A 24,123-nucleotide genomic window follows, 5' to 3' on the forward strand; every position below is an offset into this window, starting at 1 on the left:
CGGTACAGCATTAAAGCGTTTCCGCCACCTCGTCGGAGATTTCGCCGTTATGGTAAACCTCCTGCACGTCGTCACAGTCTTCCAGCATATCGATCAGGCGCAGCAGTTTAGGCGCGGTTTCCGCATCCATTTCGGCTTTGGTCGAGGGGATCATGGCCACTTCCGCGGAGTCGGCTTTAAAGCCCGCCGCTTCCAGCGCATCGCGCACCGTGCCCATCTCTTCCCATGCGGTAAACACGTCAATCGCGCCGTCATCGTAACCGACCACGTCTTCTGCGCCCGCTTCCAGCGCCGCTTCCATCACCGCATCTTCGTCATGACCGGGTGCGAAGGAGATTACGCCTTTTTTGCTGAACAGATAGGCGACGGAGCCATCGGTACCCAGGTTGCCACCCGTTTTGGTGAAGGCGTGACGCACTTCGCCCACGGTACGGTTGCGGTTGTCGCTCAGGCACTCAATCATAATGGCCGATCCGCCCGGACCGTAACCTTCATAAATGATGGTTTCCATGTTGGAGTCATCTTCGCCACCTACGCCGCGTGCAATGGCACGGTTCATGGTATCGCGCGTCATGTTATTAGACAGCGCTTTATCCATTGCCGCACGCAGGCGCGGGTTGGAGCCCGGATCGCCGCCGCCCAGTTTGGCAGCCGTGACCAGCTCACGAATGATCTTCGTAAAGATTTTACCGCGCTTGGCGTCCTGAGCGGCCTTACGGTGCTTGGTATTCGCCCATTTACTGTGTCCAGCCATGTTGCATTTTCTCCGATCTTTTACTGGGTGCAGGCTATCTTACGTGCGAACGTGTCCCCAGGCCGTACCCGCAATTCCCACGTACAGAAGTACGATCCGTTGCGGTGCGCTGGCGGTGGACACCCTCGCGGCGCCGATTACGCCTGACTGTCGATATTGTTCGGTGCGTTCATTGAAAACCCACCCGATTCATAAAACCTAATGCCTTCGCCACGGGAAAAACGCGCAGCGGCGAGCATTCAGATAAATTCTTCAATCGCCTGGCGATTACTCCAGGATTTCGTGAGGGCAGCGGCGGCGGCGGGATCGAGCCAGCGCGCGGCAAGATGCTCGGTGAGCAACAGATCACGCTCTGTAGGCAAGGCCAGCCTGAACCAGTGTTCACGGTTGTGCGTCGTGCCCGGCGCATAACGATGACGATAGTGCGGGAAAATCTCAAAGTCGATTTCACGCTGACAGTCTTCAATCGTTAGCTGCTCGGCCTTTACATCAATCCCCAGCTCCTCACCGACTTCTCGCTCGGCCGCCTGCAGCGGACACTCATCCGCTTCCAGGCTGCCGGTGACCGATTGCCAGAAATCCGGGTCATCACGGCGCTGCAGCATTAACACCCGGCCACTGTCCTGCGCCACAATCACCACTAACACAGAAACCGGATGTTTATACGGCATTACTTCGTCTCAGACTTGTCTTTCTTGACGACCTGAATGCCTAACTCAAGCAGTGACGCCGGATTCGCTTCGCTTGGTGCTTCCGTCATCATGCAGGCCGCTGCCGTGGTTTTCGGGAACGCGATAACGTCACGAATATTGTCGGTACCGGTTAACAGCATCGTCAGGCGATCCAGACCAAATGCCAGGCCTGCATGCGGCGGCGTGCCGTACTTCAGTGCATCCAGCAGGAAGCCGAACTTCTCACGCTGTTCATGCTCTTCAATGCCCAGAATGCTAAACACGGTCTGCTGCATGTTACCGTTGTGGATACGCACAGATCCGCCGCCGACTTCATAACCGTTGATCACCATGTCGTAAGCATTCGCTACGGCCTGGGTCGGATCGGCTGCCAGCTGTTCCGCACTCATCTCTTTCGGTGCCGTAAACGGATGGTGCATGGCAGCCAGCCCACCTTCGTCATCTTCTTCAAACATCGGGAAGTCGACAACCCACAGCGGCGCCCAGGCTTTGTCGTCGGTGATTTGCAGGTCACGTCCCACTTTCAGGCGCAGTGCGCCCAGCGCATCGGCCACCACTTTGGCACGGTCGGCACCAAAGAAGATGATATCCCCATCCTGCGCGCTCGTGCGGCTGAGAAGGGTTTCAACGATATCGGCATTAAGGAATTTCGCCACCGGACTCTGTACGCCCTCCAGGCCCTTCGCACGTTCGTTGACCTTCATCCAGGCCAGGCCTTTGGCACCGTAAATCTCAACAAATTTGCCGTATTCATCAATCTGCTTACGGCTCAGCTGCGCGCCGCCGGGAACACGCAGCGCGGCAACACGGCCTTTCTCGTCGTTAGCCGGGCCAGAAAACACCTGGAACTCAACGGTTTTCAGCAGATCACCCACGTCCACCAGCTCCATGGGATTACGCAGGTCGGGTTTGTCTGAACCGTAGCGATGCATGGCTTCGGCAAAGGTCATCTGCGGAAACTCACTCAGATCCACGCCCTTCACGCTCTGCCAGAGTTCGCGAATCATGCGCTCCATAATTTCACGCACCTGAGGTGCGGTCAGGAAGGAAGTTTCCACATCGATCTGCGTAAATTCGGGCTGACGGTCTGCGCGTAGGTCTTCATCACGGAAACATTTAACAATCTGATAATAGCGATCGAAACCCGACATCATGAGCAACTGTTTAAACAGCTGCGGTGACTGAGGCAGCGCATAAAATTTGCCTTTGTGCACGCGGCTCGGCACCAGGTAATCGCGCGCGCCTTCCGGGGTGGCTTTCGTCAGCATCGGCGTTTCGATATCCAGGAAGCCAGCGTCATCCATAAAACGACGGACAAAACTGGTGATCTTAGCGCGAGTCTTTAAGCGCTCAACCATTTCAGGACGACGCAGATCCAGATAACGGTACTTCAGACGTGCTTCTTCGCTGTTGGTCTGGTTAGAATCCAGAGGCAGCGGTTCAGCACGATTGATGATGTTCAGCGCGTGGGCAAAGACTTCTACGTCACCCGTGGCCATGTCGCTGTTTCTGTTTTTTTCGTCACGGGCACGCACGGTGCCGGTAATCTGGATACAGAATTCGTTACGCAGTTCAGATGCCAGTTGGAAAGCGTCTTGATGATCGGCATCGAAAAAAACCTGTGCGATGCCTTCACGGTCACGCATATCGATAAAAATCAGGCTTCCCAGATCGCGACGACGGTTGACCCAGCCGCAAAGCGTGACTTGCTGACCTACATGAGACAGATTGAGCTGTCCACAATACTCTGTACGCATAACACTATCCTTTTAACTTCGCCGCTGCAGCTGACAGCACCAGGCCGCGTCACCTTGTGGGGTGCTGTCGCAAAAAAGGCCGCTATTATAATGGAAAAAGGCAAACAGGATAAGTGGAGCCACGTTAAAGCGCGGCATTTCCTGTTCGCTTTTCACCTGTTTGCGTCAATATACTGCGTTACAGGATAATTACCATCACACTCAAAGGCGGGAATCAGGCGTGACACTTCGTATTGGTTTGCCACAATGGCATCACGCGCACTGGAAGCGATGGGGAATCGAAACCCTGGCTGACTATGCGCGTTATTTCGGCACGGTGGAAGGCAATACCACATTGTATGCGCTGCCTGATGCGGAAACGGTCCTGCGCTGGCGGGATATGACGCATGACCAGTTTCGTTTCTGTTTTAAATTTCCCAGCAGCATCAGCCATCAGGCCGCCCTGCAAAATACCGACGACTTAGTAACGGATTTTTTTCGCCTGATGGCACCGCTCGCCGACCGCATGGGTCAGTACTGGCTACAGCTGCCCGCCAGCTTTTCCCCTGCGCAACTGAACGATCTCTGGCGCTTTCTGGACAGCCTGCCCACCCATTTCTCCTACGGCGTCGAAGTCCGCCATGCCGCCTTTTTTGCCAAAGGCGAGGCTGAGCGCGCGCTGAATCGCGGCCTGCTGCAGCGCGGCGTCAATCGTGTGGTGCTGGACAGCCGTCCGGTTCATGCCTCAACCTCGCAAAGCCCGGCGGCACTTCACGCCCGCCAGCAAAAGCCTCGCGTTCCGCCCCATGCACTGTTGACCGGTTCGCGCCCCATGATCCGTTTTGTCGGCAGTGACAACCTGGAAGAAAGCCTGCCACTGTTTCAAATCTGGCTGGCCAAGCTGGCCGAATGGCACACGCAAAGTGACCCTCTGGTGTTTATCCACACGCCCGATATGGGACAGGTGTTTCCGCTGGTGCAGGCGCTCTGGCCGGCATTACAAAAAATTGATGCCAGCATCGGTCCCGGACCTGACTGGCCGCAACAGGATTCGCTATTCTGATAGCGATGGGCAGCCTCGCCCCCTCTGGTGATATGAATAAAAAAGGAATCAATGATGATTAGCGCGTTATATGTGGTTATCGGTGCATTACTGATAATGAAGTTCACCCTCAATGTCGTCCGCTTTCGGCGTCAACATCACGTTGCTTTTGGGGATGGCGGTCATCACGACCTGAACAGGGCCATCCGCATTCATGGCAATGCCGTTGAAACCATTCCCCTGGCGCTGCTGCTGCTGATAACGCTTGAGATGAACGGGGCGGATGTCTGGATGGTTCACCTGACGGGCATCGTGTTTTTTGTTGGCCGTTTTTTGCATGCTTATGGCCTGCGTAATGACGTGATGAGTGGACGCAAATACGGCATGATGCTGACCCTGTTTGGCCTGAGTGGAATGGTGATTTTTAACCTCATCTATCTCCCCTGGCAACTGGTGCTCAGCCTGCATTAATGTTGCGGCTTAAAGGGTGCAGGCCGCGGCAGTTTCTGCCAGAATAGCGCCCTTTCCGCCGTCTCTTCGGATTTTCGATATGTCTGATCGCGATCAACTCTTTTCTGCGCCCATTGAAAAACTGGGCGACTGGACCTTTGACGAACGTGTCGCTGAAGTGTTTCCCGACATGATTCAGCGCTCGGTGCCCGGCTATTCCAATATCATTTCGATGATTGGCATGCTGGCAGAACGCTTCGTCCAGCCCAACAGCCAGGTGTTTGACCTGGGCTGCTCACTCGGTGCCGCCACACTTTCGGTGCGTCGTAATATTCACGTGCCAGGCTGCCAGATTATCGCCGTAGACAACTCTCCGGCCATGGTCGAACGTTGCCGCCGCCATATCGATGCCTTTCGCGCCGACACGCCGGTTACCGTGGTGGAAGCGGACATCTGTGACATTGAGATTGAAAATGCCTCTCTGGTGGTGCTCAATTTCACCCTGCAGTTTCTTGAGCCGCCTGCCCGTCTTACGCTGCTCAGTAAAATCTGGCAGGGGCTGAATCCCGGCGGAGCCCTCGTTCTCTCGGAGAAGTTCAGCTTTGAAGATCGTGATGTCGGCGAACTGCTGTTTAACATGCATCATGACTTTAAGCGCGCCAACGGCTACAGCGAACTGGAGATTAGCCAGAAGCGCAGCATGCTGGAAAACGTCATGCTGACCGACAGTGTGGAAGCGCATAAGGCTCGTCTTAAGCAGGCGGGCTTTTCGCACGCTGAATTATGGTTTCAGTGCTTTAATTTTGGTTCGTTGGTGGCATTAAAATGATCGACTTTGGCCGTTTTTATCAGCAAATCGCCGTTGGCCCCCTGGCAAAATGGCTTGACGTGCTGCCTGCACAGATTAGCGACTGGCAGCGGGAGAATCTGCACGGGCACTTCCGTGACTGGTACAAGTCGCTGGAATACTTACCGCTGCTGGAACCCCAGCGGCTGGACCTGCTGAACAGCGTAAGCGCCGATCGGGATGACATCAGCGATCGTCATCGTCAGGGCATTGAGAAGCTACTACGCAATTTGATGCCGTGGCGCAAAGGCCCTTATTCCCTGTACGGAACGGAGATTAACACCGAATGGCGTTCTGACTGGAAATGGGAGCGCGTGCTGCCTCATATTTCCTCGCTGGCCGGACGAACCGTGCTGGATGTCGGCTGCGGCAGCGGCTACCACATGTGGCGGATGATCGGTGCGGGTGCGCATCTGGTTGTCGGTATCGATCCCATGCAGCTGTTTTTATGCCAGTTCGAAGCCGTGCGTAAGCTGTTGAATGATGACCGTCGCGCCCATTTACTGCCGCTGGGCATTGAACAACTGCCGGCGCTCCAGGCGTTCGACACGGTCTTTTCGATGGGTGTGCTGTATCATCGCCGTTCCCCCCTTGACCACCTCCTTCAGCTAAAAAATCAGTTGGTCAGCGGCGGCGAGCTGGTACTGGAAACGCTGGTGATCGAAGGCGATGTGAACCAGGTGCTGGTGCCGGGCGAACGCTATGCGCAGATGCGCAACGTCTATTTTATTCCCTCTGCCGAGGCGCTGAAAAGCTGGCTGGAGAAGTGTGGCTTTGTTAACGTGCGCATTGTCGACTTTGCCCTGACCTCGACGGAAGAGCAACGTCGTACCAGCTGGATGACCAGTGAATCACTGGCCGAGTTTCTGGATCCCGACGACAGCAGCAAAACCGTTGAAGGTTATCCCGCACCGCTGCGCGCCGTTCTGGTTGCCACCAAACCCTGACCCTCAGCGGCGAGACAGCGCCAGTTTCGCCGCAAAACCAATAAAGACGCAGCCCGTTAAACGGTCCATGATTTTGACTATTCGTGGCCGTTTTAACTGCTCAGCAAAATAGTGGCTGCTGCCGATCAGCACCGTGCTCCAGGCCAACCCCACCAGCATGTGCGTCAACGCCATCAGGCTGCACCAGATCGGGACAGAGGCGCCCTGCGGAATGAACTGGGGCAAAAAAGTCACATAGAAAACGCCCACCTTGGGATTCAGCAGATTCCCCAATAATCCACGCGTGAAGCAGGCAAGATGACGTTGCTGAGCCGCGGCCTCGGCATGCATTGACACGTTTTGGGCGCGCGGATGCCACAGCAGCTTAATGCCCAGATAGAGGAGGTAAGCGGCGCCAGCCCACTTCAGCAGGTTATAAGCCATCTCCGACGCCAGCAGCAGCGCGCCTAATCCCAGCCCTACCGCAATGCCCCAGAGCAAACCAGCCGGTTGCCACGCCCAGCGCCGTGGCACTGGCACGCTGCCAGCCCTGTGCGGCGGCCGATCGCAGGATCAACGCCGTATCAAAGCCCGGCGTCAGGGTCAAAATAATAATAGCCAGCAGGAAAGAGAGCAACGAAGCCGTCATAAGCGTATCCCCGGTAAACATCCGCTCACAATAACAAGCGGTTTTTTGTCTGTACAGCCAGCAAAACCCCATTAGCTGCTACCCTTTTAAGGGCTTTATCAACGGGCCGGTCACGGCCATGATTTATGCAATCAGGAGCAACGTTTATGAAATTTATTTTCTCGTCACCGCGCAAATATGTGCAAGGTGCAGGCGTACTCGATGAACTGGGGAGCTACGTCACCGAACTGGGTACTCAGGCTTTTGTGGTCGCGGACGATGTCGTCTGGGGACTGATCGGTGAACGGGCTCAGGCCACGCTCACAAAGGCGGGCATGAACGTGGTGCGCCAGCAGTTCAACGGCGAGGCGTCCAGTAATGAAATCACCCGGTTGAGCCAGAAGGCGCAACAGCAGAACTGCAACGTGGTCATCGGGCTGGGCGGCGGTAAAACGCTGGATACCGTTAAGGCAGTGGCTGATGAGATCCAACAACCGGTGGTGATCGTTCCCACGATTGCCTCTACCGATGCGCCCTGTAGCGCACTCTCCGTTATCTATTCTGACAGCGGCGTGTTTGAGAGCTACCGCTTCTACAATAAGAACCCCGATCTGGTGCTGGTGGATACCGCCGTCTGTGCCGCTGCGCCTGCCCGCCTGTTTGCCTCGGGCATTGCGGATGGCCTCGCAACCTGGGTGGAAGCCCAGGCGGTAGCCCGCAGCCATGCCAAATCGATGGTCAATGGCGATCCGACCATTGCCGGGCTGGCCATCGCCCGTGCCTGTGAGGAAACCCTGCTGACCTGGGGTTACAGTGCCTATGTTGCCGTTTCGGAAAAACGCGTGACGCCGGCGGTGGAAGCTGTGGTGGAAGCGAATACCTTGCTGTCGGGCCTGGGATTCGAAAATGCCGGCCTGGCAGCTGCGCACGCCATTCACAATGGTTTTACTGCTATTGAAGGCGATATCCATCATCTCACCCACGGCGAGAAAGTGGCCTACGGTACCTTAACCCAGATGGTGCTGGAGCAGCGTCCGGACGAGGAGATCGCACGCTACATCCGTTTCTATCGCTCGATCAAGATGCCCACCACCCTGAAAGAGATGCATCTGGAGGGCGAAAGCTGGGAAAATCTGGTGAAAATAGGCGCACTGGCAAACAGTGAAGGCGATACGCTGAAAAACCTTAACCCCAACCTGGCACCGGAGCAAATTGCCCATGCGCTGCTGGGGCTGGATGCGTTCAGTCAAACGGTAAAATAACGGCTATTCCGTCACCTCAGCGGGTTTATCCCAGTACTGGTATTTATAGACTGCGCTGAGGTGGCGTTGAATCGTCCCTTTCTCGAACACTTCCGTTTCATTCAGATAACTCAGCGTGCAGTTGCCCTTCTCATCCCAGAACTGGCATTCATCCACGGTGCGCAATGTGCTGACGTCTGTCGTTGCGGTGCCATTCAGGCGCCGTTCCCGCCACTGGTTATCATAGGTGTAGGTATCTTTGCGGCGGGCAGAGGTCGAACGGGTGACCAGGCCTTGTGGATTCCACTCATAACGGTATTCCCCGTTGCTGACGGGATCGGTACCTCGCGCAATACTTTTTAGTAAGTGGAAACGTTTATCATAACGGTAAGTCGTATCCGTAAACCCGTCTTTACCCATGCTGATAAATTTATCCGATGCGCTGATGATGTTGCCGTTTTTGCCCTTCTGCCACTGAATGGTGCCCTGACGGTTATCGACCACCACTTCACTGCCCTGCTTGATGACTTTAACCAGATAGGCATATTCCGCAACCCAGCCGTCCTGAACCCGAACCAGGTGCTGTTCCATGCTCAGGATGACGTTACGCTCATTTTTGTCATAGCTGATGTCCGCCACCAGCAGATCGCCACAGCGATCAAACTGCCCCAGTACCCGTTTCTGTGAGTTGACGTCTTTACCAAACTCGCCGGCGATCACCTGACGCACCTGACCTTTGGCACTGCCGCCCAGCAGGATCCAGTTATTGCTGTTGGTCACCGCTTTACTGTATGGCTGACATGAGGCTGCGGCCCATGCGGTGGGAAAGGAGAATAACGTAATCACAGCGGACAGCAGAACGCATCGCATGGTGTGCACCTCGGACGTCAATGTCGTAAACGGTTTACCCTAAATAGCAGGAACCGACGGATGATGGAAAGCGGAATTCTTCTCTCAGCGCCAGCAGCGACTGAATTCAGCCTCGCGGGCACGACGATAAAGGGCGCTGAAGGAATTTTGGGCAAAAAATACCCCAGCAAATTTACTGGGGTTTGGTACTTGCAAACATCACGTCATCAATCGGCGTGCTGCGCGGCAAAACTGGTCATGAGTCAAGCCACCCGGGCGGTATTCATTTGCATCACACTTTTCATTGCCTCAACGACATCGCCATCGACGCAGTAGCGGCTGAACTCATCAATTTCGGCTTCGGAACACATGGAAACACCCACTTTACGGTAGCGCATCGGGGATGCCACAAGGTGGCTGGCCGAGCTGTGTACCTCGCGAATATCCGCATCCAGAAACTTTTGCAGGTTGCTGAGGCGAACGCCAGCACCGGCCATAATGATTGGACCTGCGCTGTATTCATTAAGTTCCCTCAATAATGCAATTCCGTTTTCCGCGCTTTGTTGCTGGCCAGATGTCAGGATGCGCCTGACGCCAAAATCCGTCAGCACATCAAGCGAACGCTTGGGCCGATGGCACAGATCGAAGGCGCGGTGAAAAGTCACCGCCATCCCGTCGCACAGGGCCATGATTTGTCGCATCTGACTGGCATGGATATTGGCATCTTCATCCAGCATGCCCAGAACGATGCCGGGAAAACCCAGCTCACGGATACGCGCCACGTCTGACTTCATCGTTTCAAATTCACGGCTGGAATAGCAAAAGTCGCCACCGCGAGGGCGAACAATAGGATGCACCGGAACTGAAATGTCACGACGGGCGACCTCCAGCATGCCTGCAGAAGGCGTCAGCCCGCCTTCACGCGGCGCGGCGCAAAGCTCTATGCGATCGGCTCCCGCCTGCTGGGCGGTTAATGCACAATCCACCCCATAGCAACAAATTTCCAGTGTCGTCATTGTCTTCTCCTTTACATGGCTTCCTGTTCACGCCAAATTCGTCAGGTACGCTTATCCCTTAGAACAGTTTACGTGGAAAACTAACTATGACATTCAATTTTGACCAACGGATAGACCGCCGTCACAGTGATAGTCTTAAATGGCACAAATATGCGGGTCAGGATATTCTGCCACTGTGGGTCGCCGATACGGATTTCCGATCGCCTGAGCGTATCATTGAAGCCATTAAAGCCCGCGTTGACCACGGCGTTTTCGGCTATGGCGATAAGCCCCAGGGGTTGATTGCGGCCCTTATCGCCCGCTGTGCATCACGTTATCACTGGCAGGTCGATCCCGAATGGGTTGTTGTCTTGCCCGGCGTTGTCTGCGGCTTAAATCTGTCGGTCCGCGCCTTTACTCAGCCACCGCAAGGTACCGTGGCACCCTTACCGATTTATCCCCCTTTTCGCTCTGCCGCTAAACTGGCGGAACGCGACCAGCTGAGTCTGCCATTAATATTACAGGATGGGCGCTGGGTCATGGACCTGAGCGCGGCCGAAGGGAAAATGCAGGACAAAAAGCTGTTGATGCTGTGCAATCCCCAGAATCCTGGCGGTACGGTTTATCGCCGGGAAGAGCTGGAGGCCCAACTGGCGTTTGCCCAGCAGCACGACCTGATTGTCTGTTCTGACGAAATCCATTGCGACCTGCTGTTAACAGAGGGCCTGCAACACATCCCGTTCGCCTCCCTGAGCGACGATGCCGCCCGGCGCAGCGTCACGCTGCTTTCGCCCTCGAAAACCTTTAACATCGCAGGCCTGGGCGCATCCGTCGCCATCATCCCTGACCCGGTACTGCGTGAACGTTTCAACGCCGTCCGCCAGGGCATCGTTCCCTCGGTTGATATTCTGGCACTGGTGGCCGCAGAGGTTGCCTGGCGCGACAATGATGACTGGCTTGATGCACAGCTGGACTATCTGCGCGGTAATCGTGACTGGCTGGTTGAACAGGTCAATGCGCTCCCCGGACTCTCGATGGTGTCACCAGAAGGCAGCTATCTCGGCTGGATTGATGCCAGCGCATTGCCGGTTGCCAGCCCGGCACTCTATTTTGAAAAGTACGGGCTGGGTTTCTCACCGGGTCGCGATTTTGGCGATGATCGTTTCGTGCGTATCAACTTCGGTTGTCCACGCGCACTGCTGGAAGAAGCGGCAAAGCGGCTTAAACGCGCGGTTGACGCCCTGGGTTAGGACTGCTCACTGGCCACGATCTCTTCCAGGCTCCACGGGTGAAACTTTATCGTGGTTTCCCCGTCGGTTACTGCGAGGGTAGGATTAGGCAAACGTTCATTTTCCCCTTTTGGCGAGCTGGTCTTGAACGAAATACCGGGTTGGGACAGCGCATGGTCGGACAGCAACGCCATTGCCCGCATCCCAAGCGTTTCTGGCTCGCCCCTTAATACCACTTCCACATGCTCCCAGCCTTCATGGCGATAGCGTTTCTCGCCGGGCCAGGGTAACTCCACCACGTCGATATGCCAGCCGGCAATCTGGAGCGGCTGATGCAGTTTGAACAGGCAGACAGGACGACCATTGATCATCGCTGCCGAAAATTGCTGGCCCATTTTCGCCAGACCCTGCTGCCAACGTTCGGCGGTGGTGTTCTGGTGACAGCGAACCGCGACATGATCGACATCGAGTCCGGCATTATCTAATCCGAGTCGCTGTGAAAAACTTTGTAACCGTTGTTCGAAAGCGGCCAAATCTTCGCGTAAATCGTCCAGTTCTGATGGAAAGGTGGTGCTCACGGTTGCCTCTGCCCCTCTAAAGTTTACAGACTTAAATATCGTAACTCATTGTTAGCATTAAATCCTAAACGACATAATGGTGAGATTCATCTTATTTACGTGATTCTTTTCCATTAAAGCAGATAAATTACGCTTTCAATTCAGACTTATCTTCTTTTTAGATCCACCCTTAAGTTGACAAAAACCACCTAACCATCTGTTTAAATTGACGTTAATTAATGCCATAAGACAATTCCCATTTACCGCCAACATGATTGCAGCCGCGTCACCTTTCTTATAAATTTGCATCAATACCATTATAAGGAAAGTTTTTATGACTATGCTCATCGTAGTGGCAACATTGATCGCACTGATGGGATTTGCCCTTGCGCGCCACTGGAAGGTGCGAGAAGACAAAAGCGTTAAAAATGCGCGCCGCGCGCGCCGCCGCTAATCCTTTGGGAAACATTCTCAGCTCTGTTTCTCCGCGTTTATCCAGTTACTGACTCAAGCTGACAATTCACGTATACTTTTCCCCTCATTTTTTTCCGTTCTGCCTGGTGATGACTCTGGTTATCGCCTCCGGCAGAATGAGGATGAAGCGCGCTGCGCTGTCAGCGTGCTTTTCTTAGCATATGTAAGGTAACCCGGTGAATATTCAGGCGCTTCTTTCCGCAAAAGTCAGTCAGGCTATGGTGCTGGCTGGTGCTCCCTCCGATTGCGAACCTCAGGTTCGCCAGTCGGCCAAAGTTCAGTTTGGTGATTATCAGGCAAACGGCATCATGGCCGTGGCTAAAAAACTGGGCCAGGCGCCGCGACAATTAGCTGAAACTGTTATTCAACATCTGGATCTTACCGGTATTGCCAGCAAGGTTGAGATTGCCGGACCCGGGTTTATTAACATCTTTCTCGATCGTGGCTGGCTGGCAGAACATGCCAGGAATGCCCTGCAGCATCCGCGACTCGGCGTCGCCCGCGTTGAACCTCAGACTATCGTCGTAGATTACTCTGCCCCGAACGTCGCGAAAGAAATGCACGTCGGCCACGTCCGCTCCACCATTATTGGTGATGCCGCTGTCCGCACTCTGGCGTTTCTGGGCCATAACGTCATCCGTGCCAACCACGTTGGCGACTGGGGAACGCAGTTCGGTATGCTGATAGCTTTCCTTGAGAAACAGCAGAACGAAAACCATGCCGAAATGGCGCTGGCTGACTTAGAAGGGTTTTACCGTGAAGCCAAGCGCACCTACGATGAAGATCCGGAATTTGCAGAGCGCGCACGTCGCTACGTGGTGAAGTTACAAGGCGGCGATGACTACTGCCGACAGATGTGGAAAAAGCTGGTTGATATCACCATGAGCCAGAACCAGCATATCTATGACCGCCTTAACGTCACGCTGACCCGCAAAGATGTCATGGGCGAGAGCCTTTACAACGACATGCTGCCGGGTATTGTTGCCGACCTGAAAGCGAAAGGGTTAGCCGTTGAGAGCGAAGGTGCGACCGTGGTCTTTCTGGATGAATACCAGAATAAAGAAGGTGAGCCTATGGGCGTCATCATTCAGAAGAAAGACGGCGGCTATCTTTACACCACTACCGATATTGCCTGCGCCAAATACCGCTACGAAACGCTGCATGCCGATCGGGTGATTTATTACATCGACTCGCGCCAGCATCAGCATTTACAGCAGGCGTGGACCATCGTGCGTAAAGCCGGTTATGTGCCTGAATCTGTGCCGCTTGAGCACCATGCATTTGGCATGATGCTGGGTAAAGACGGTCGTCCGTTTAAGACCCGCAGCGGCGGCACCATCAAACTTTCGGATCTACTGGATGAAGCTTACGATCGTGCTTACTCGCTGGTCAGCGAAAAAAACCCGGAGATGAGCGAAGAAGAGCGGCGTGCACTTGCGGAAGTCGTCGGCGTCAGCGCTGTAAAATATGCCGATCTGTCAAAGAGCCGCACCACGGATTATATCTTTGACTGGGACAACATGCTGGCGTTTGAAGGTAACACCGCGCCTTATATGCAGTACGCTTACACGCGTGTCCTGTCGGTATTCCGTAAGGCCGGTATTGAAGCCGACGCGATTCAGGCCGACATCACCCTGACGGACGATCGTGAAGCCCTGCTGGCTACACGCCTACTGCAGTTTGAAGAAGTCATTACTCAGGTTGCCCGTGACGGCACGCCGCATGTGATGTGTGCGTACCTCTATGACGTGGCTGGCCTGTTCTCCGGCTTCTACGAGCATTGCCCGATTCTGGCGGCCGAAGATGAAGCGACCCGTCAGAGCCGGTTACAGATTGCTGCCCTGACCGCCAAAACCCTGAAACTGGGGCTGGACACGCTGGGTATCAAAACCGTCGATCGCATGTAACCTCTTCAGGCGCTGAGTGCCCACCGTGGCCCGGCGCCTGCCTTCCCTGCCTTCCCCGCCGCCGCGTCATGATTTCCGCGACCGCTGTTTTCGCTGCCTGCTCTGCCCACGATATGAATCGGCCCGCTATCGCCTGAAAACCAGACATCATGATGCATAGCAACGGACAAACTGGCCCATGCAGCCATAATGTCCTGTTTATCTGCGTAAGATCATGGGGTTATTCCTTTCTGATGCGCGCGCTCTACTATAAGCCCGCATTTCATCAGGTCTTGACCTGTTAACGAGAAAGGAAACTAAGTTGATGATTAAAAAAGCGTTTGCCGAATTCATCGGGACATTCTGGTTAGTCTTGGCGGGTTGTGGAAGCGCCCTGCTGGCGGCAACCTTTCCGCAAACCGGGATTGGCTTTGCCGGAGTGGCTCTGGCTTTCGGCCTTGCCGTGCTGACGATGGCTTTTGCTGTGGGTCATCTTTCGGGCGGCCATTTTAATCCTGCCGTCACGCTGGGTTTATGGGCGGGCGGCCGTATCGGATATCAGGCCATTTTGCCCTATATCATTATGCAGGTCGCGGGCGGTATCGCGGCGGCGGCCGTGCTGTATGTGATTGCAAGTGGTCAGTCTGATTTTGATGCCACCACCAGCGGGTTCGCGGCTAACGGCTTTGGCGAACACTCCCCCGGGGGCTACAGCCTTTGTGCAGCAGTGGTCACTGAACTGGTACTCAGCGCCTTTTTCCTGATCATTATTCAGGGGGCGACCGATAAACGCGCGCCCGCGGGTTTCGCGCCCATCGCCATTGGCCTGGCCTTAACGCTTATTCATTTAATTAGCATCCCCGTGACCAATACGTCGGTAAACCCGGCGCGCAGTACGGCGATGGCGCTGTTCCAGGGAACCTGGGCCTTGCAGCAGCTGTGGGTGTTTTGGCTGGTGCCGATGGTGGGCGGTGTGGCTGGCGGATTGATCTCTCGTTTTCTGCTGCTAAGCACAGACTGATTTAATGCGAAAATGACTTCATTTTGCAGACCGGCAGCGATCGTGCACGCCTGCACGATCGCTGCCGGTCTGTCTTAACAATGAAATAATCAGGCTTACTGGTAATTAACCGTCACGTCTGTACTGACCACTTTCAGCCCGGGCGGTAAGCTGCCGCTTCCAGCGAAACCAAACACCATATGCAATGTTTCATCCGCGGTCACGCCGGTCAGACCCCGCGTCGCGCCGTTGGCACCGTCCAGTTCGGTACAGCGCTGTGCCGCACAAAGCCGGACCTGCAGGCCCGATGGCGCAGGCCGGGTGAGCTGATAGCGCCAGTTCACCACGGTCATTGCCCCTTTTACGTCGCCCGGCGGCGTTAAGGGCTGTGAGGATTGCCAGCTACCGCGATTGGCCATCAGCGGGCCCGCCGCGCTGGCGCTCCAGGCGCCGTCAGCGGCCTGGGCAGACAGCGGCAGGAGCAGTGCAAACAGCATCATCGATCTCATTGTTTGCCTCCGATGGTGGCGGTCATGCGAATCTGACGATTGTCGCTTAATTCCATGTTGGACAGCACCACCAGCTGCGGCATGTTGCGACGCAGGAAGCGCGCCAGTAACGCACGTAACGGATGGTTTACCAGTAAGACCGGCGGCGCGCCCATCATCTCCTGACGCTGTAAGGCTTCCTGCGTCTGGGCCAGCAGACGATCGGCAAGCCCCGGCTCCAGCCCACCACCGCCCTGCAGAGCCTGCAGTAACAGGCGTTCCAGCGTAGCATCCAGGCCAATAACCTGAACTTCACCGTTGCCCGGGAACCACTGTTGGGTGATTGCACGACCCAACGCGACACGCACCACGCTGGTCAACTCCTGCGGATCGCTTTGAACCGGCGCGTGCTCTGCCAGCGTTTCAATGATGGTGCGCATGTCGCGAATAGAGACGCGCTCCACCAGCAGGTTTTGCAGCACTTTATGCAAGGTTGTCAGGGTAATGACGCCCGGCACCAGATCTTCAGTCAGTTTAGGCATTTCAGACGAGACGCGATCCAGCAGCTGTTGCGCCTCCTGGCGACCAAACAGCTCGCTGGCATACTGACCAATCAGATGATTAAGATGGGTTGCCACCACCGTACTGGCTTCGACCACGGTAAAGCCCTGGATCTGGGCCTGCTCTTTCAGCGCGCCATCAATCCACACGGCCGCCAGGCCAAACGCCGGATCGACGGTGGCTTCACCCGGCAAGGTGCCCGCTGCGGTGCCGGGGTTAATCGCCATCCAGCGCCCCGGATACGCGTCACCACTGCCAATTTCTACGCCCTTCATCAAAATGCGATAGCGGGCCGGCGGTAATTCCATATTGTCACGGATATGCACCACCGGTGGCAGGAAGCCGACGTCCTGCGCCACCTTCTTACGGATACTGCGGATACGCCCCAGCAGTTCACCGTTTTGATTATGATCGACCATCGGAATCAGGCGATAGCCCACTTCCATTCCCAGGGTATCTTCCAGTTGTACATCGGTCCAGGACGCCTCGGCCGATGCGGGTGTTTCCATAGATTTGGTGAGGCTGCTGGGTGATTCGACACTCTTTTTCGGCTGCATTTCGCGGCCACGTAACCACCATGCCAGCCCCAGTAAGGCCGCCGTAAACAGCAGGAAAACGAAGTTCGGCATGCCCGGCACCAGGCCCAGCAAACCGATTACGCCGCCGCTCAGCATCAGTACGCGAGGATCTTTAAACAGCTGGCCAACCATCTGCTCGCCGACGTCCTGATCGGTTGCCACGCGCGTCACAATAACACCCGCCGCAGTCGAGATAACCAGCGCCGGGATCTGAGCAACCAGACCATCACCGATAGTCAGCAACGTATAGGTTTCTGCCGCATGTCCTGCATCCATGCCGTGCTGCACGATACCGACCAACAGCCCGCCAATCACGTTGATTACCATGATCAAAATGCCCGCGATGGCATCACCACGTACGAACTTACTGGCACCGTCCATTGAACCGTAGAAGTCGGCTTCCTGGGTGACTTCAGCACGGCGGCGTTTCGCTTCATCTTCACCAATCAGACCGGCATTCAGGTCGGCGTCGATGGCCATCTGCTTACCGGGCATCCCGTCAAGAACAAAGCGCGCGCCCACTTCAGCGATACGGCCGGCACCTTTGGTGATAACCATAAAGTTGATAATCACCAGGATGATAAACACCACAATACCGATGGCAAAGTTGCCCCCGACCAGGAAGTGGCCAAAGGCTTCCACCACCCGTCCGGCGGCGGCGGCCCCGGTGTGGCCGTCCAGTAAAATGATACGGGTTGAGGCAACGTTGAGCGCCAGGCGCAGCAAGGTCGAAAACAGCAGGATGGTTGGAAACGCCGCAAACTCCAGCGTGCGCTGGGTAAACATCGCCACCAGCAGCACCATGATCGACAAGGCGATGTTGAAGGTGAACAACAGATCAAGGATGAATGGCGGTAACGGCAGAACCATCATCGATAAAATCATGATGATCAGTACCGGGCCAGCAAGCACCTGCCACTGCATATCTTTGAAGTTGCCCGGTAGGCGTAATTTAGCGGCCAGATTAGCCATCGTTTGTGTTCTCTCCTGCAAAGTCCATCTCTGCCGGGACCGGCAGGTCTTTAGGTTTTACCGGGATCAGGCCGCCTTCGCGCTTCCAGCGACGTAGCTGCCAGACCCAGGCCAGCACTTCCGCGACGGCGCCATAGAGCGCACCCGGAATGTGTTGTCCAATTTCAGTATGTCGGTACAGCGCACGCGCCAGTGGCGGCGCTTCCAGAACCGGAATACGGTGTTCCGCGCCCAGTTCACGAATGCGTAAGGCAATATCCCCTGCGCCCTTGGCGATGACCTTCGGCGCGCTCATCTTTTTCTCGTTATATTGCAAGGCAACCGAGTAGTGCGTTGGGTTGGTGACGATAACATCGGCTTTGGGAACATCGGCCATCATGCGACGTCGGGCGGCTGCGCGCATCTGCTGGCGGATGCGCCCTTTCACGTGCGGATCACCCTCTTGCTGTTTGTGTTCATCACGAATTTCCTGACGCGACATGCGCAGCTTTTTAAAATGGCTGTACAGTTGCCAGAAAACGTCATAGCCCACCATGGGGATCAACCCGAGCATGACCAGCGAGCAGCAGATGGCAATCATATCCATGCCGTGAATCAGTGCCGTTGTCGGTGATTCGGCAATCAGACGCAGCATATCGGGCCAATGGCTCCAGACGTACCAGCCTGCAACACACCCGACCAGAATAGTCTTCAGGATGCCTTTAAACAGTTCGGTCCAGGCCTGAGCGGCAAACATGCGCTTTAAACCAGACAGCGGGTTCAGTTTGCCAAAATCGACCTTAATGGATTTTCCACTGATCACCACGCCGCCCAGCAGCATTGGCGAGGCAATCGCGACCAGAACCAGCCCGCCCAGCAGCGGGAGCAGCGCCGCAATGGCCTGCATAATCAGATTGCCCACATGCGCAATGATGATTTTGTCATCGGTCACCATGGCATGGTCAAATCGTAATCCGGTTGACACCATCGCGGCCAGCCGGTGGGCCATCATGGCACCGCCGACCCATAAAATCATGATGCCGGCTAACAGCATCAGTAATGAGGTCAACTCGCGCGAACGCGGAATCTGGCCTTCTTCACGTGCTTTCTCAAGTCGGTGGGCCGTGGGCGATTCTGTTTTTTCTTCGTCGCTATTTTCTGACACCACAAACCTCGGTTGGCAGGAATTCTGAGCATAGAATGCCAAATTTGGGTTTGGTTAAAGCGTGGATAAAACGTGAAAAATGCGCGCTCTTTCACGGATGGCAAAAGAGAAAAGAGAAGTGGCCTGTCAGAAACAGGCCATCTTAGAAGGGGCGGCAATCGCCAACCGTTAACGGATCGGCGATGACCAGACAGACTCGCGGTTAGAAACCCAGGCTGTCCAGCAGGTCATCAACCTGGTCCTGATTCGCCACGACGCCTGGCGCAGCAGCGTTTACCTGCGGGCCATTGAGCAGCGTTGTGCCAACCTGACGTTTCTCGGCGCTCACTTCTGGCATGTTTTCCAGCAGCACCATCAACAGCTGGCGCTCGATTTCCTGGATCACATCCATCATGCGCTTGATGACCTGACCAGTAAGGTCCTGGAAATCCTGCGCCATCATGATGTCGAGCAACTGCTTGTTAGTAAAAGAGGTGTGCGTAGGCACTTCCCCTAAATACTCACGCGTATCCGTCACCAGCTCGCGCGCGTCGGCAAGTTCAATTGGATTTTCAAACCACGCATCCCAGCGTCCTTTCAGCGCAATCGCGCCCGCTTCCATTTTGTCCTGGTGCGGTTGCGCTGCTTCGACGCTGTTCAGCGCCCTGTCGGCCGCCTGAGCGGTCTTTTGCACTACATAGTCCAGACGGTCGCGGGCGTCAGGAATGGCTTCAGCAGCTTCTGCAATGGCCTGATCCAGCCCCAGCTCACGCAGACTGTCACGCAGCATGCGGGTCAGTGAACCGATGCGGGAAATGATATCGTGTGCCGCGGCTTGCTCAGCTGATTTCGGAAGGTCGCTCATCACATCTCCTTACATACCCAGTTTTTCGAAAATTTTGCCCAGCTTTTCTTCAAGCGTGGCTGCAGTAAACGGCTTGACTACATAGCCGCTTGCACCCGCCTGAGCGGCAGCAATAATGTTTTCTTTCTTCGCTTCTGCCGTCACCATTAAAACTGGCAGGCTCGCCATGGCAGCATCGGCACGAATAGTCTGCAGCAGTTGCAGGCCATCCATATTTGGCATATTCCAGTCAGAGATAACGAAATCGAAACCACCTGCTTTCAGTTTGCCTAGCGCATCAACGCCGTCTTCCGCTTCTTCTACGTTATTGAAACCAAGCTCTTTCAGCAGGTTACGTACAATACGACGCATCGTATTGAAGTCGTCCACTACCAAAAAGCGCATGTTTTTATCAGCCATATCTACTCCTGTGTTATCTCGCCCGGCAGGACGGGCCTGGTTATATACGCAATGCCTGTCCGGCGCTAATTTTCGCCAGCATGTGCTGGCTGATGTTGCTTAAATCTACTACTTCGCTCACGCCGCCGCTGGCTATCGCCTCGCGTGGCATGCCAAAAACGACACAACTTGCTTCATTTTGCGCGATGGTCCAGGCGCCGGCACGATGCATTTCCAGCATGCCTGCTGCCCCATCGTTACCCATACCGGTCAGGATGACGCCGACGGCATTACGCCCGGCGTTAATCGCAACCGATTTAAACAAGACATCCACTGAAGGTTTATGCCGGTTAACCGGGGGGCCTTCATTCAGCTTCACCACGTAGTTCGCTCCGCTGCGCCCCAGTTCCATGTGCATTGCGCCAGGCGCAATGTAGGCATGGCCGGGAAGAATACGCTCGCCATCTTCCGCTTCTTTCACCGTGATCTGACACAGCTTGTTCAGCCGCTCGGCAAAAGATCGGGTAAAGCCCGGTGGCATATGTTGCGTAATCAGCAGTGCCGGACTGGTGGCCGGTAACGGCTGTAAAACGTGGCGAATCGCCTCTGTGCCACCGGTTGATGAACCAATGGCAATCAACTTTTCACTACTCAGCAACGGGCCGGCTTTCAGCGTGACCGGCGCGGGCATAACGTTACGAACATGCAGGCGCGCCCGGGCCGCCGCGCGAATTTTGTCGCCAATCATCTGGCTGTAGGCCAGCATGCCTTCACGAATGCCTAGCTGCGGCTTCGTCACGAAATCGATCGCACCTAACTCCAGCGCGCGCAGCGTGATTTCTGAGCCCTGTCCGGTCAGGGATGACACCATGACCACGGGCATGGGCCGTAAACGCATCAGTTTTTCAAGAAAGTCCAGGCCGTCCATGCGCGGCATTTCAACATCCAGCGTTAACACCTGCGGATTAAACTGTTTAATCAGATCGCGTGCCACTAACGGATCCGGGGCCGTAGCCACCATTTCCATATCAGGATGACTGTTGATGATTTCGGTCATCAGTTGCCGCATCAGCGCAGAGTCGTCTACGCACATCACGGTAATTTTGCTCATCATCTTTCCTTCGTCAGTCCATACACGGTTTGCCCACGCAGCCAAAACTCTTTACTAATCTGGCTGAAGTTCTCTGAGTGTCCGGCAAAGAGAATGCCGCCGGGCTTAAGCAGAGGAACAAAACGACGTAGAATTTTTTCTTGTGTTTCTTTATCGAAATAGATCATTACGTTGCGGCAGAAGATCGCATCGAACGGTCCCGGTAAGGCCCAGTCATTTGCCAGCAGGTTAAGCTGGGTATAGTTCACCATGTTCGCCAGTTCGGAACGGACACGAACCATGCCAGCATGTGGACCTGTACCGCGTAAAAAGAAACGCTGTAACTGCGCGGGCGACAGCGTACGCAGCTCTTCCTGACGGTAAACGCCCGCCACGGCTTTCTCCAAAACCTGGGTATCGATATCGCTGGCATGTACCTGGAATTTACCCGGTCCCATGCCTAAGGTTTCAGCCAACGTAATCGCGATAGAGTAAGGTTCTTCGCCGGTGGACGCTGCCGTACTCCAGACGCTAAAATTTCCCTGACGTTTACGTGCATGCTCCGCAAGGATTGGAAAATGATGCGCCTCGCGGAAAAACGCTGTCAGGTTAGTGGTTAACGCATTAATAAACGCCTGCCACTCAGCACTGTTTGGATCATTTTCCAGCAGGGCCAGATAGCGACCAAAATCATCGATATTCAGCGTGCGCAGACGACGAACCAGACGGTTGTAAACCATCTCGCGCTTGTGATCGGCCAGCACGATACCCGCACGCTGATAGATGAGCTGGCTGATACGGCGAAAATGGGTATCGGACAGGGGCAGACGCTGCACCATTTGTGACAGCAGCGTCGTCGCTTCCGGTTGATCTAATAACGTCGATTTCTTCATCTTTGCACCTGGCCTGAACTAAACCTGTTGAACATCTGCTGCTACGCCCAACCGCGTCTCAGCGGCTGGGCCATCCAGGCAATTAAAAGGTTTCCCAGTTCTCATCACCGCGCGGTGATGGCTGGCGAATGCCTTCTGACGGACTTTCTAAACGTAAATTTTTTGCCGCCGTAGTCTTGTTAACGGCCTGCGTGACAATTTCTTTACCAATATTGAAGGCAGAAACCGCTTGTTTTAAGTTACTGGCCTGATCTTCCAGCGCCGCAGCGGCTGCAGCAGACTCTTCCACCAGCGAGGCGTTCTGTTGTGTTACGCGATCCATCTCCGTCACTGCCTGACCGACCTGGTCGATACCACGGCTCTGTTCGTCGGATGCAGAGGCAATTTCACCCATGATGTCGGTCACGCGCGTCACCGCACTGACGATCTCATTCATGGTATCGCCCGCGCTCTCAACCAGCACTGAGCCGGTGTTAACGCGACCAACGGAGTCTTCAATCAGGCCTTTAATCTCTTTTGCCGCCTGTGCGCTGCGCTGGGCCAGGTTACGAACCTCACCGGCTACCACGGCAAAGCCTCGTCCCTGTTCGCCAGCTCGCGCGGCTTCAACCGCTGCGTTCAACGCCAGGATGTTGGTCTGGAAAGCGATACCATCAATGACGCTGATAATGTCCGCAATTTTCCGTGAGCTGCCGGCAATTTCTTTCATGGTCGTGACCACGCCATCAACGACTTTGCCACCCTGCTGCGCGGTTTCAGAGGCATTCAGCGCCAGCTTTGAAGCCTGACGGGCATTTTCCGCATTTTGTTTTACGGTCGCGGTAAGTTCTTCCATGCTGGCCGCCGTTTGCTCCAGCGATGCCGCCTGCTGTTCGGTTCGTGAAGAAAGATCGTTATTACCGACGGCGATTTCGCTGGCCCCGGTATAAATTGCATCTGCGCCGTCTCGCACGGTGCTGACGGTGCGCACCAGAGAACGTTGCATGTCCTGCAGCGAGGTCAGCAGATCGCCAATTTCATTACGTACGCTAATGTTGATGGGCTGCGTGAGATCGCCGCCTGCGATGTGCTGAATATGTTCAATGCTCTCTTTGAGCGGTCGAATAAGCAGGCTGCGCATCAGATTCCAGACCAGCACAATCACCAACAGCGTGACCAACAGCGTCCCTACAACCAGCATAATCATGCGTTGATAGGCGGCATTGTTGGCATCCACGCCCTGCTGACTGAGTTGAAGGTTGTAGTTAAGCCAGGCATCGTAGTCTTTCTGGAATTTGTCCTGATAGCTCTGCGTCGGCTGGTCTACAAACCCTTTAAAGTTACCGTTGCCAAGAAATACGATCAGTTCCGCGAGTCCGTCATGGAATTGCTTATAGTTTGCCTGCAGCGTCAGTACGTTTTCTGCACTTTTGCCTTTCTCAGAAAGATTGGCATTGAACATGGCATAGCCTTCTTCCGCACGCTTTAATTCACTATCTGCCAGCGCCACCAGCTCTTTAACGGTGGCACCTGAGCCGGCCATTTGCCCATCCTGCAAATAACGGATCCCGGCGCGGTTTAAGGTATTTCGCGCCTGTACCAGTGCGACCCAAGAGGTGCCCATGGCGCGTTGAAGCGTACTCAGACGTTGGTTATAGGCAAAATTTTCTTTATCTTCTGTCACCGTCTTATAGAACACGCCACCCGAAAAAATTTGCAGTAGCGCGAACAGTGCCAATACACAGAGAAGACCGGAGACAACACGTACTCGACTAAACATAGAAACCTCATTCATTAGCAATTCGATTCTGTTTATCGGCCCGGACGTGCGGAACTTTACGGCCAGCGTGAAGACAGGTTCACGCTGGCCGTAAAAAGAGGTTGGGGAAA

22 protein-coding genes and 1 pseudogene are annotated in these 24,123 nt (G+C 55.0%); 8 read left to right on the forward strand and 15 right to left on the reverse strand.

What is annotated here, in order from left to right; translation table 11 throughout:
• Positions 1-10: 10 nt before the first annotated feature.
• The 3 genes from EL29_RS08825 to aspS all read right to left on the reverse strand — a co-directional run bounded on the left by EL29_RS08825 (position 11) and on the right by aspS (position 3,203).
• A complete protein-coding gene (locus tag EL29_RS08825) occupies positions 11-754 on the reverse strand; it encodes a YebC/PmpR family DNA-binding transcriptional regulator (RefSeq protein ID WP_013026080.1) in 744 nt (247 codons plus the stop codon).
• A 239-nt stretch (positions 755-993) separates the two neighbouring features.
• On the reverse strand, positions 994-1,425 hold the full coding sequence (nudB, locus tag EL29_RS08830; RefSeq protein WP_013026082.1) for a dihydroneopterin triphosphate diphosphatase: 432 nt from the start codon (positions 1,423-1,425) through the stop codon (positions 994-996).
• Positions 1,425-3,203 carry an aspartate--tRNA ligase gene (aspS, locus tag EL29_RS08835; protein ID WP_028715236.1) on the reverse strand — a complete coding sequence of 593 codons (1,779 nt, stop codon included), beginning with the start codon at positions 3,201-3,203 and terminating at the stop codon, positions 1,425-1,427. The genes nudB and aspS overlap by 1 nt, the downstream gene beginning before the upstream one ends.
• A 220-nt stretch (positions 3,204-3,423) precedes the next feature.
• On the opposite strand from aspS, the gene EL29_RS08840 reads away from it, so the two are divergent.
• From EL29_RS08840 to cmoB, 4 genes are all read left to right on the forward strand, one after another.
• Positions 3,424-4,245 (forward strand): DUF72 domain-containing protein, encoded by an 822-nt coding sequence (locus EL29_RS08840; RefSeq protein ID WP_014605671.1) that lies wholly within the window; start codon positions 3,424-3,426, stop codon positions 4,243-4,245.
• Between the two features lie 54 nt (positions 4,246-4,299).
• Positions 4,300-4,695, forward strand: coding sequence for an MAPEG family protein (locus EL29_RS08845; RefSeq protein WP_028715237.1), 396 nt, complete (start codon positions 4,300-4,302; stop codon positions 4,693-4,695).
• A 79-nt stretch (positions 4,696-4,774) separates the two neighbouring features.
• The gene (gene cmoA, locus EL29_RS08850; RefSeq protein ID WP_014593893.1) at positions 4,775-5,503 is read left to right on the forward strand and encodes a carboxy-S-adenosyl-L-methionine synthase CmoA; all 729 of its coding nucleotides are present in this window, start codon (positions 4,775-4,777) and stop codon (positions 5,501-5,503) included.
• The gene (gene cmoB, locus EL29_RS08855) at positions 5,500-6,468 is read left to right on the forward strand and encodes a tRNA 5-methoxyuridine(34)/uridine 5-oxyacetic acid(34) synthase CmoB (RefSeq protein WP_014593894.1); all 969 of its coding nucleotides are present in this window, start codon (positions 5,500-5,502) and stop codon (positions 6,466-6,468) included. Before cmoA ends, cmoB begins: the two co-directional genes overlap by 4 nt.
• A 3-nt stretch (positions 6,469-6,471) precedes the next feature.
• Here the strand turns inward: cmoB and EL29_RS08860 are convergent.
• Positions 6,472-7,096 (reverse strand): annotated as a pseudogene (locus EL29_RS08860) (LysE family translocator).
• A gap of 146 nt (positions 7,097-7,242) precedes the next feature.
• Here EL29_RS08860 and EL29_RS08865 point away from each other — a divergent pair.
• The gene (locus EL29_RS08865; protein ID WP_028715238.1) at positions 7,243-8,337 is read left to right on the forward strand and encodes a glycerol dehydrogenase; all 1,095 of its coding nucleotides are present in this window, start codon (positions 7,243-7,245) and stop codon (positions 8,335-8,337) included.
• Between the two features lie 3 nt (positions 8,338-8,340).
• On the opposite strand, the gene EL29_RS08870 is transcribed toward EL29_RS08865, so the two are convergent.
• Together EL29_RS08870 and cutC are read right to left on the reverse strand one after the other, a co-directional pair.
• Positions 8,341-9,186: a hypothetical protein gene (locus EL29_RS08870; RefSeq protein ID WP_014605666.1), complete on the reverse strand. Its 846-nt coding sequence runs from the start codon at positions 9,184-9,186 to the stop codon at positions 8,341-8,343.
• A gap of 242 nt (positions 9,187-9,428) precedes the next feature.
• The gene (cutC, locus tag EL29_RS08875) at positions 9,429-10,181 is read right to left on the reverse strand and encodes a copper homeostasis protein CutC (RefSeq protein WP_014593898.1); all 753 of its coding nucleotides are present in this window, start codon (positions 10,179-10,181) and stop codon (positions 9,429-9,431) included.
• An 86-nt stretch (positions 10,182-10,267) separates the two neighbouring features.
• On the opposite strand from cutC, the gene EL29_RS08880 reads away from it, so the two are divergent.
• A complete protein-coding gene (locus EL29_RS08880; protein WP_024472100.1) occupies positions 10,268-11,410 on the forward strand; it encodes a MalY/PatB family protein in 1,143 nt (380 codons plus the stop codon).
• Here EL29_RS08880 and EL29_RS08885 read toward each other — a convergent pair.
• Positions 11,407-11,967: a VOC family protein gene (locus EL29_RS08885; RefSeq protein ID WP_013026094.1), complete on the reverse strand. Its 561-nt coding sequence runs from the start codon at positions 11,965-11,967 to the stop codon at positions 11,407-11,409. The genes EL29_RS08880 and EL29_RS08885 overlap by 4 nt on opposite strands.
• 629 nt (positions 11,968-12,596) lie before the next feature.
• Here EL29_RS08885 and argS point away from each other — a divergent pair.
• A complete protein-coding gene (argS, locus tag EL29_RS08890; protein WP_014605664.1) occupies positions 12,597-14,327 on the forward strand; it encodes an arginine--tRNA ligase in 1,731 nt (576 codons plus the stop codon).
• Positions 14,328-14,631: 304 nt separating this feature from the next.
• Positions 14,632-15,327 carry an aquaporin Z gene (aqpZ, locus tag EL29_RS08895; RefSeq protein ID WP_015700158.1) on the forward strand — a complete coding sequence of 232 codons (696 nt, stop codon included), beginning with the start codon at positions 14,632-14,634 and terminating at the stop codon, positions 15,325-15,327.
• Between the two features lie 95 nt (positions 15,328-15,422).
• On the opposite strand, the gene flhE is transcribed toward aqpZ, so the two are convergent.
• The 8 genes from flhE to EL29_RS08935 all read right to left on the reverse strand — a co-directional run bounded on the left by flhE (position 15,423) and on the right by EL29_RS08935 (position 24,013).
• Positions 15,423-15,815, reverse strand: a complete 393-nt coding sequence (flhE, locus tag EL29_RS08900; RefSeq protein ID WP_013026097.1) for a flagellar protein FlhE — start codon at positions 15,813-15,815, stop codon at positions 15,423-15,425.
• Entirely contained in the window at positions 15,812-17,905 is a 2,094-nt protein-coding gene (gene flhA / locus EL29_RS08905) for a flagellar biosynthesis protein FlhA (protein WP_014593902.1), read from the reverse strand. Before flhA ends, flhE begins: the two co-directional genes overlap by 4 nt.
• Positions 17,898-19,049 carry a flagellar biosynthesis protein FlhB gene (gene flhB / locus EL29_RS08910; protein ID WP_014605661.1) on the reverse strand — a complete coding sequence of 384 codons (1,152 nt, stop codon included), beginning with the start codon at positions 19,047-19,049 and terminating at the stop codon, positions 17,898-17,900. The genes flhA and flhB overlap by 8 nt, the downstream gene beginning before the upstream one ends.
• Before the next feature lie 202 nt (positions 19,050-19,251).
• Positions 19,252-19,893 (reverse strand): protein phosphatase CheZ, encoded by a 642-nt coding sequence (cheZ, locus tag EL29_RS08915; protein ID WP_014593904.1) that lies wholly within the window; start codon positions 19,891-19,893, stop codon positions 19,252-19,254.
• 9 nt (positions 19,894-19,902) lie between these two features.
• Positions 19,903-20,292, reverse strand: a complete 390-nt coding sequence (gene cheY, locus EL29_RS08920) for a chemotaxis response regulator CheY (RefSeq protein WP_013026101.1) — start codon at positions 20,290-20,292, stop codon at positions 19,903-19,905.
• Positions 20,293-20,332: 40 nt separating this feature from the next.
• Positions 20,333-21,382 (reverse strand): protein-glutamate methylesterase/protein-glutamine glutaminase, encoded by a 1,050-nt coding sequence (gene cheB, locus EL29_RS08925; RefSeq protein WP_014605660.1) that lies wholly within the window; start codon positions 21,380-21,382, stop codon positions 20,333-20,335.
• Positions 21,382-22,254 (reverse strand): protein-glutamate O-methyltransferase CheR, encoded by an 873-nt coding sequence (gene cheR, locus EL29_RS08930; RefSeq protein ID WP_013026103.1) that lies wholly within the window; start codon positions 22,252-22,254, stop codon positions 21,382-21,384. The genes cheB and cheR overlap by 1 nt, the downstream gene beginning before the upstream one ends.
• A gap of 82 nt (positions 22,255-22,336) precedes the next feature.
• A complete protein-coding gene (locus tag EL29_RS08935) occupies positions 22,337-24,013 on the reverse strand; it encodes a methyl-accepting chemotaxis protein (protein WP_014605659.1) in 1,677 nt (558 codons plus the stop codon).
• Positions 24,014-24,123 lie beyond the last annotated feature (110 nt).

The sequence above is a fragment of the Pantoea ananatis LMG 2665 genome (assembly GCF_000710035.2).
Taxonomy (GTDB): domain Bacteria; phylum Pseudomonadota; class Gammaproteobacteria; order Enterobacterales; family Enterobacteriaceae; genus Pantoea; species Pantoea ananatis.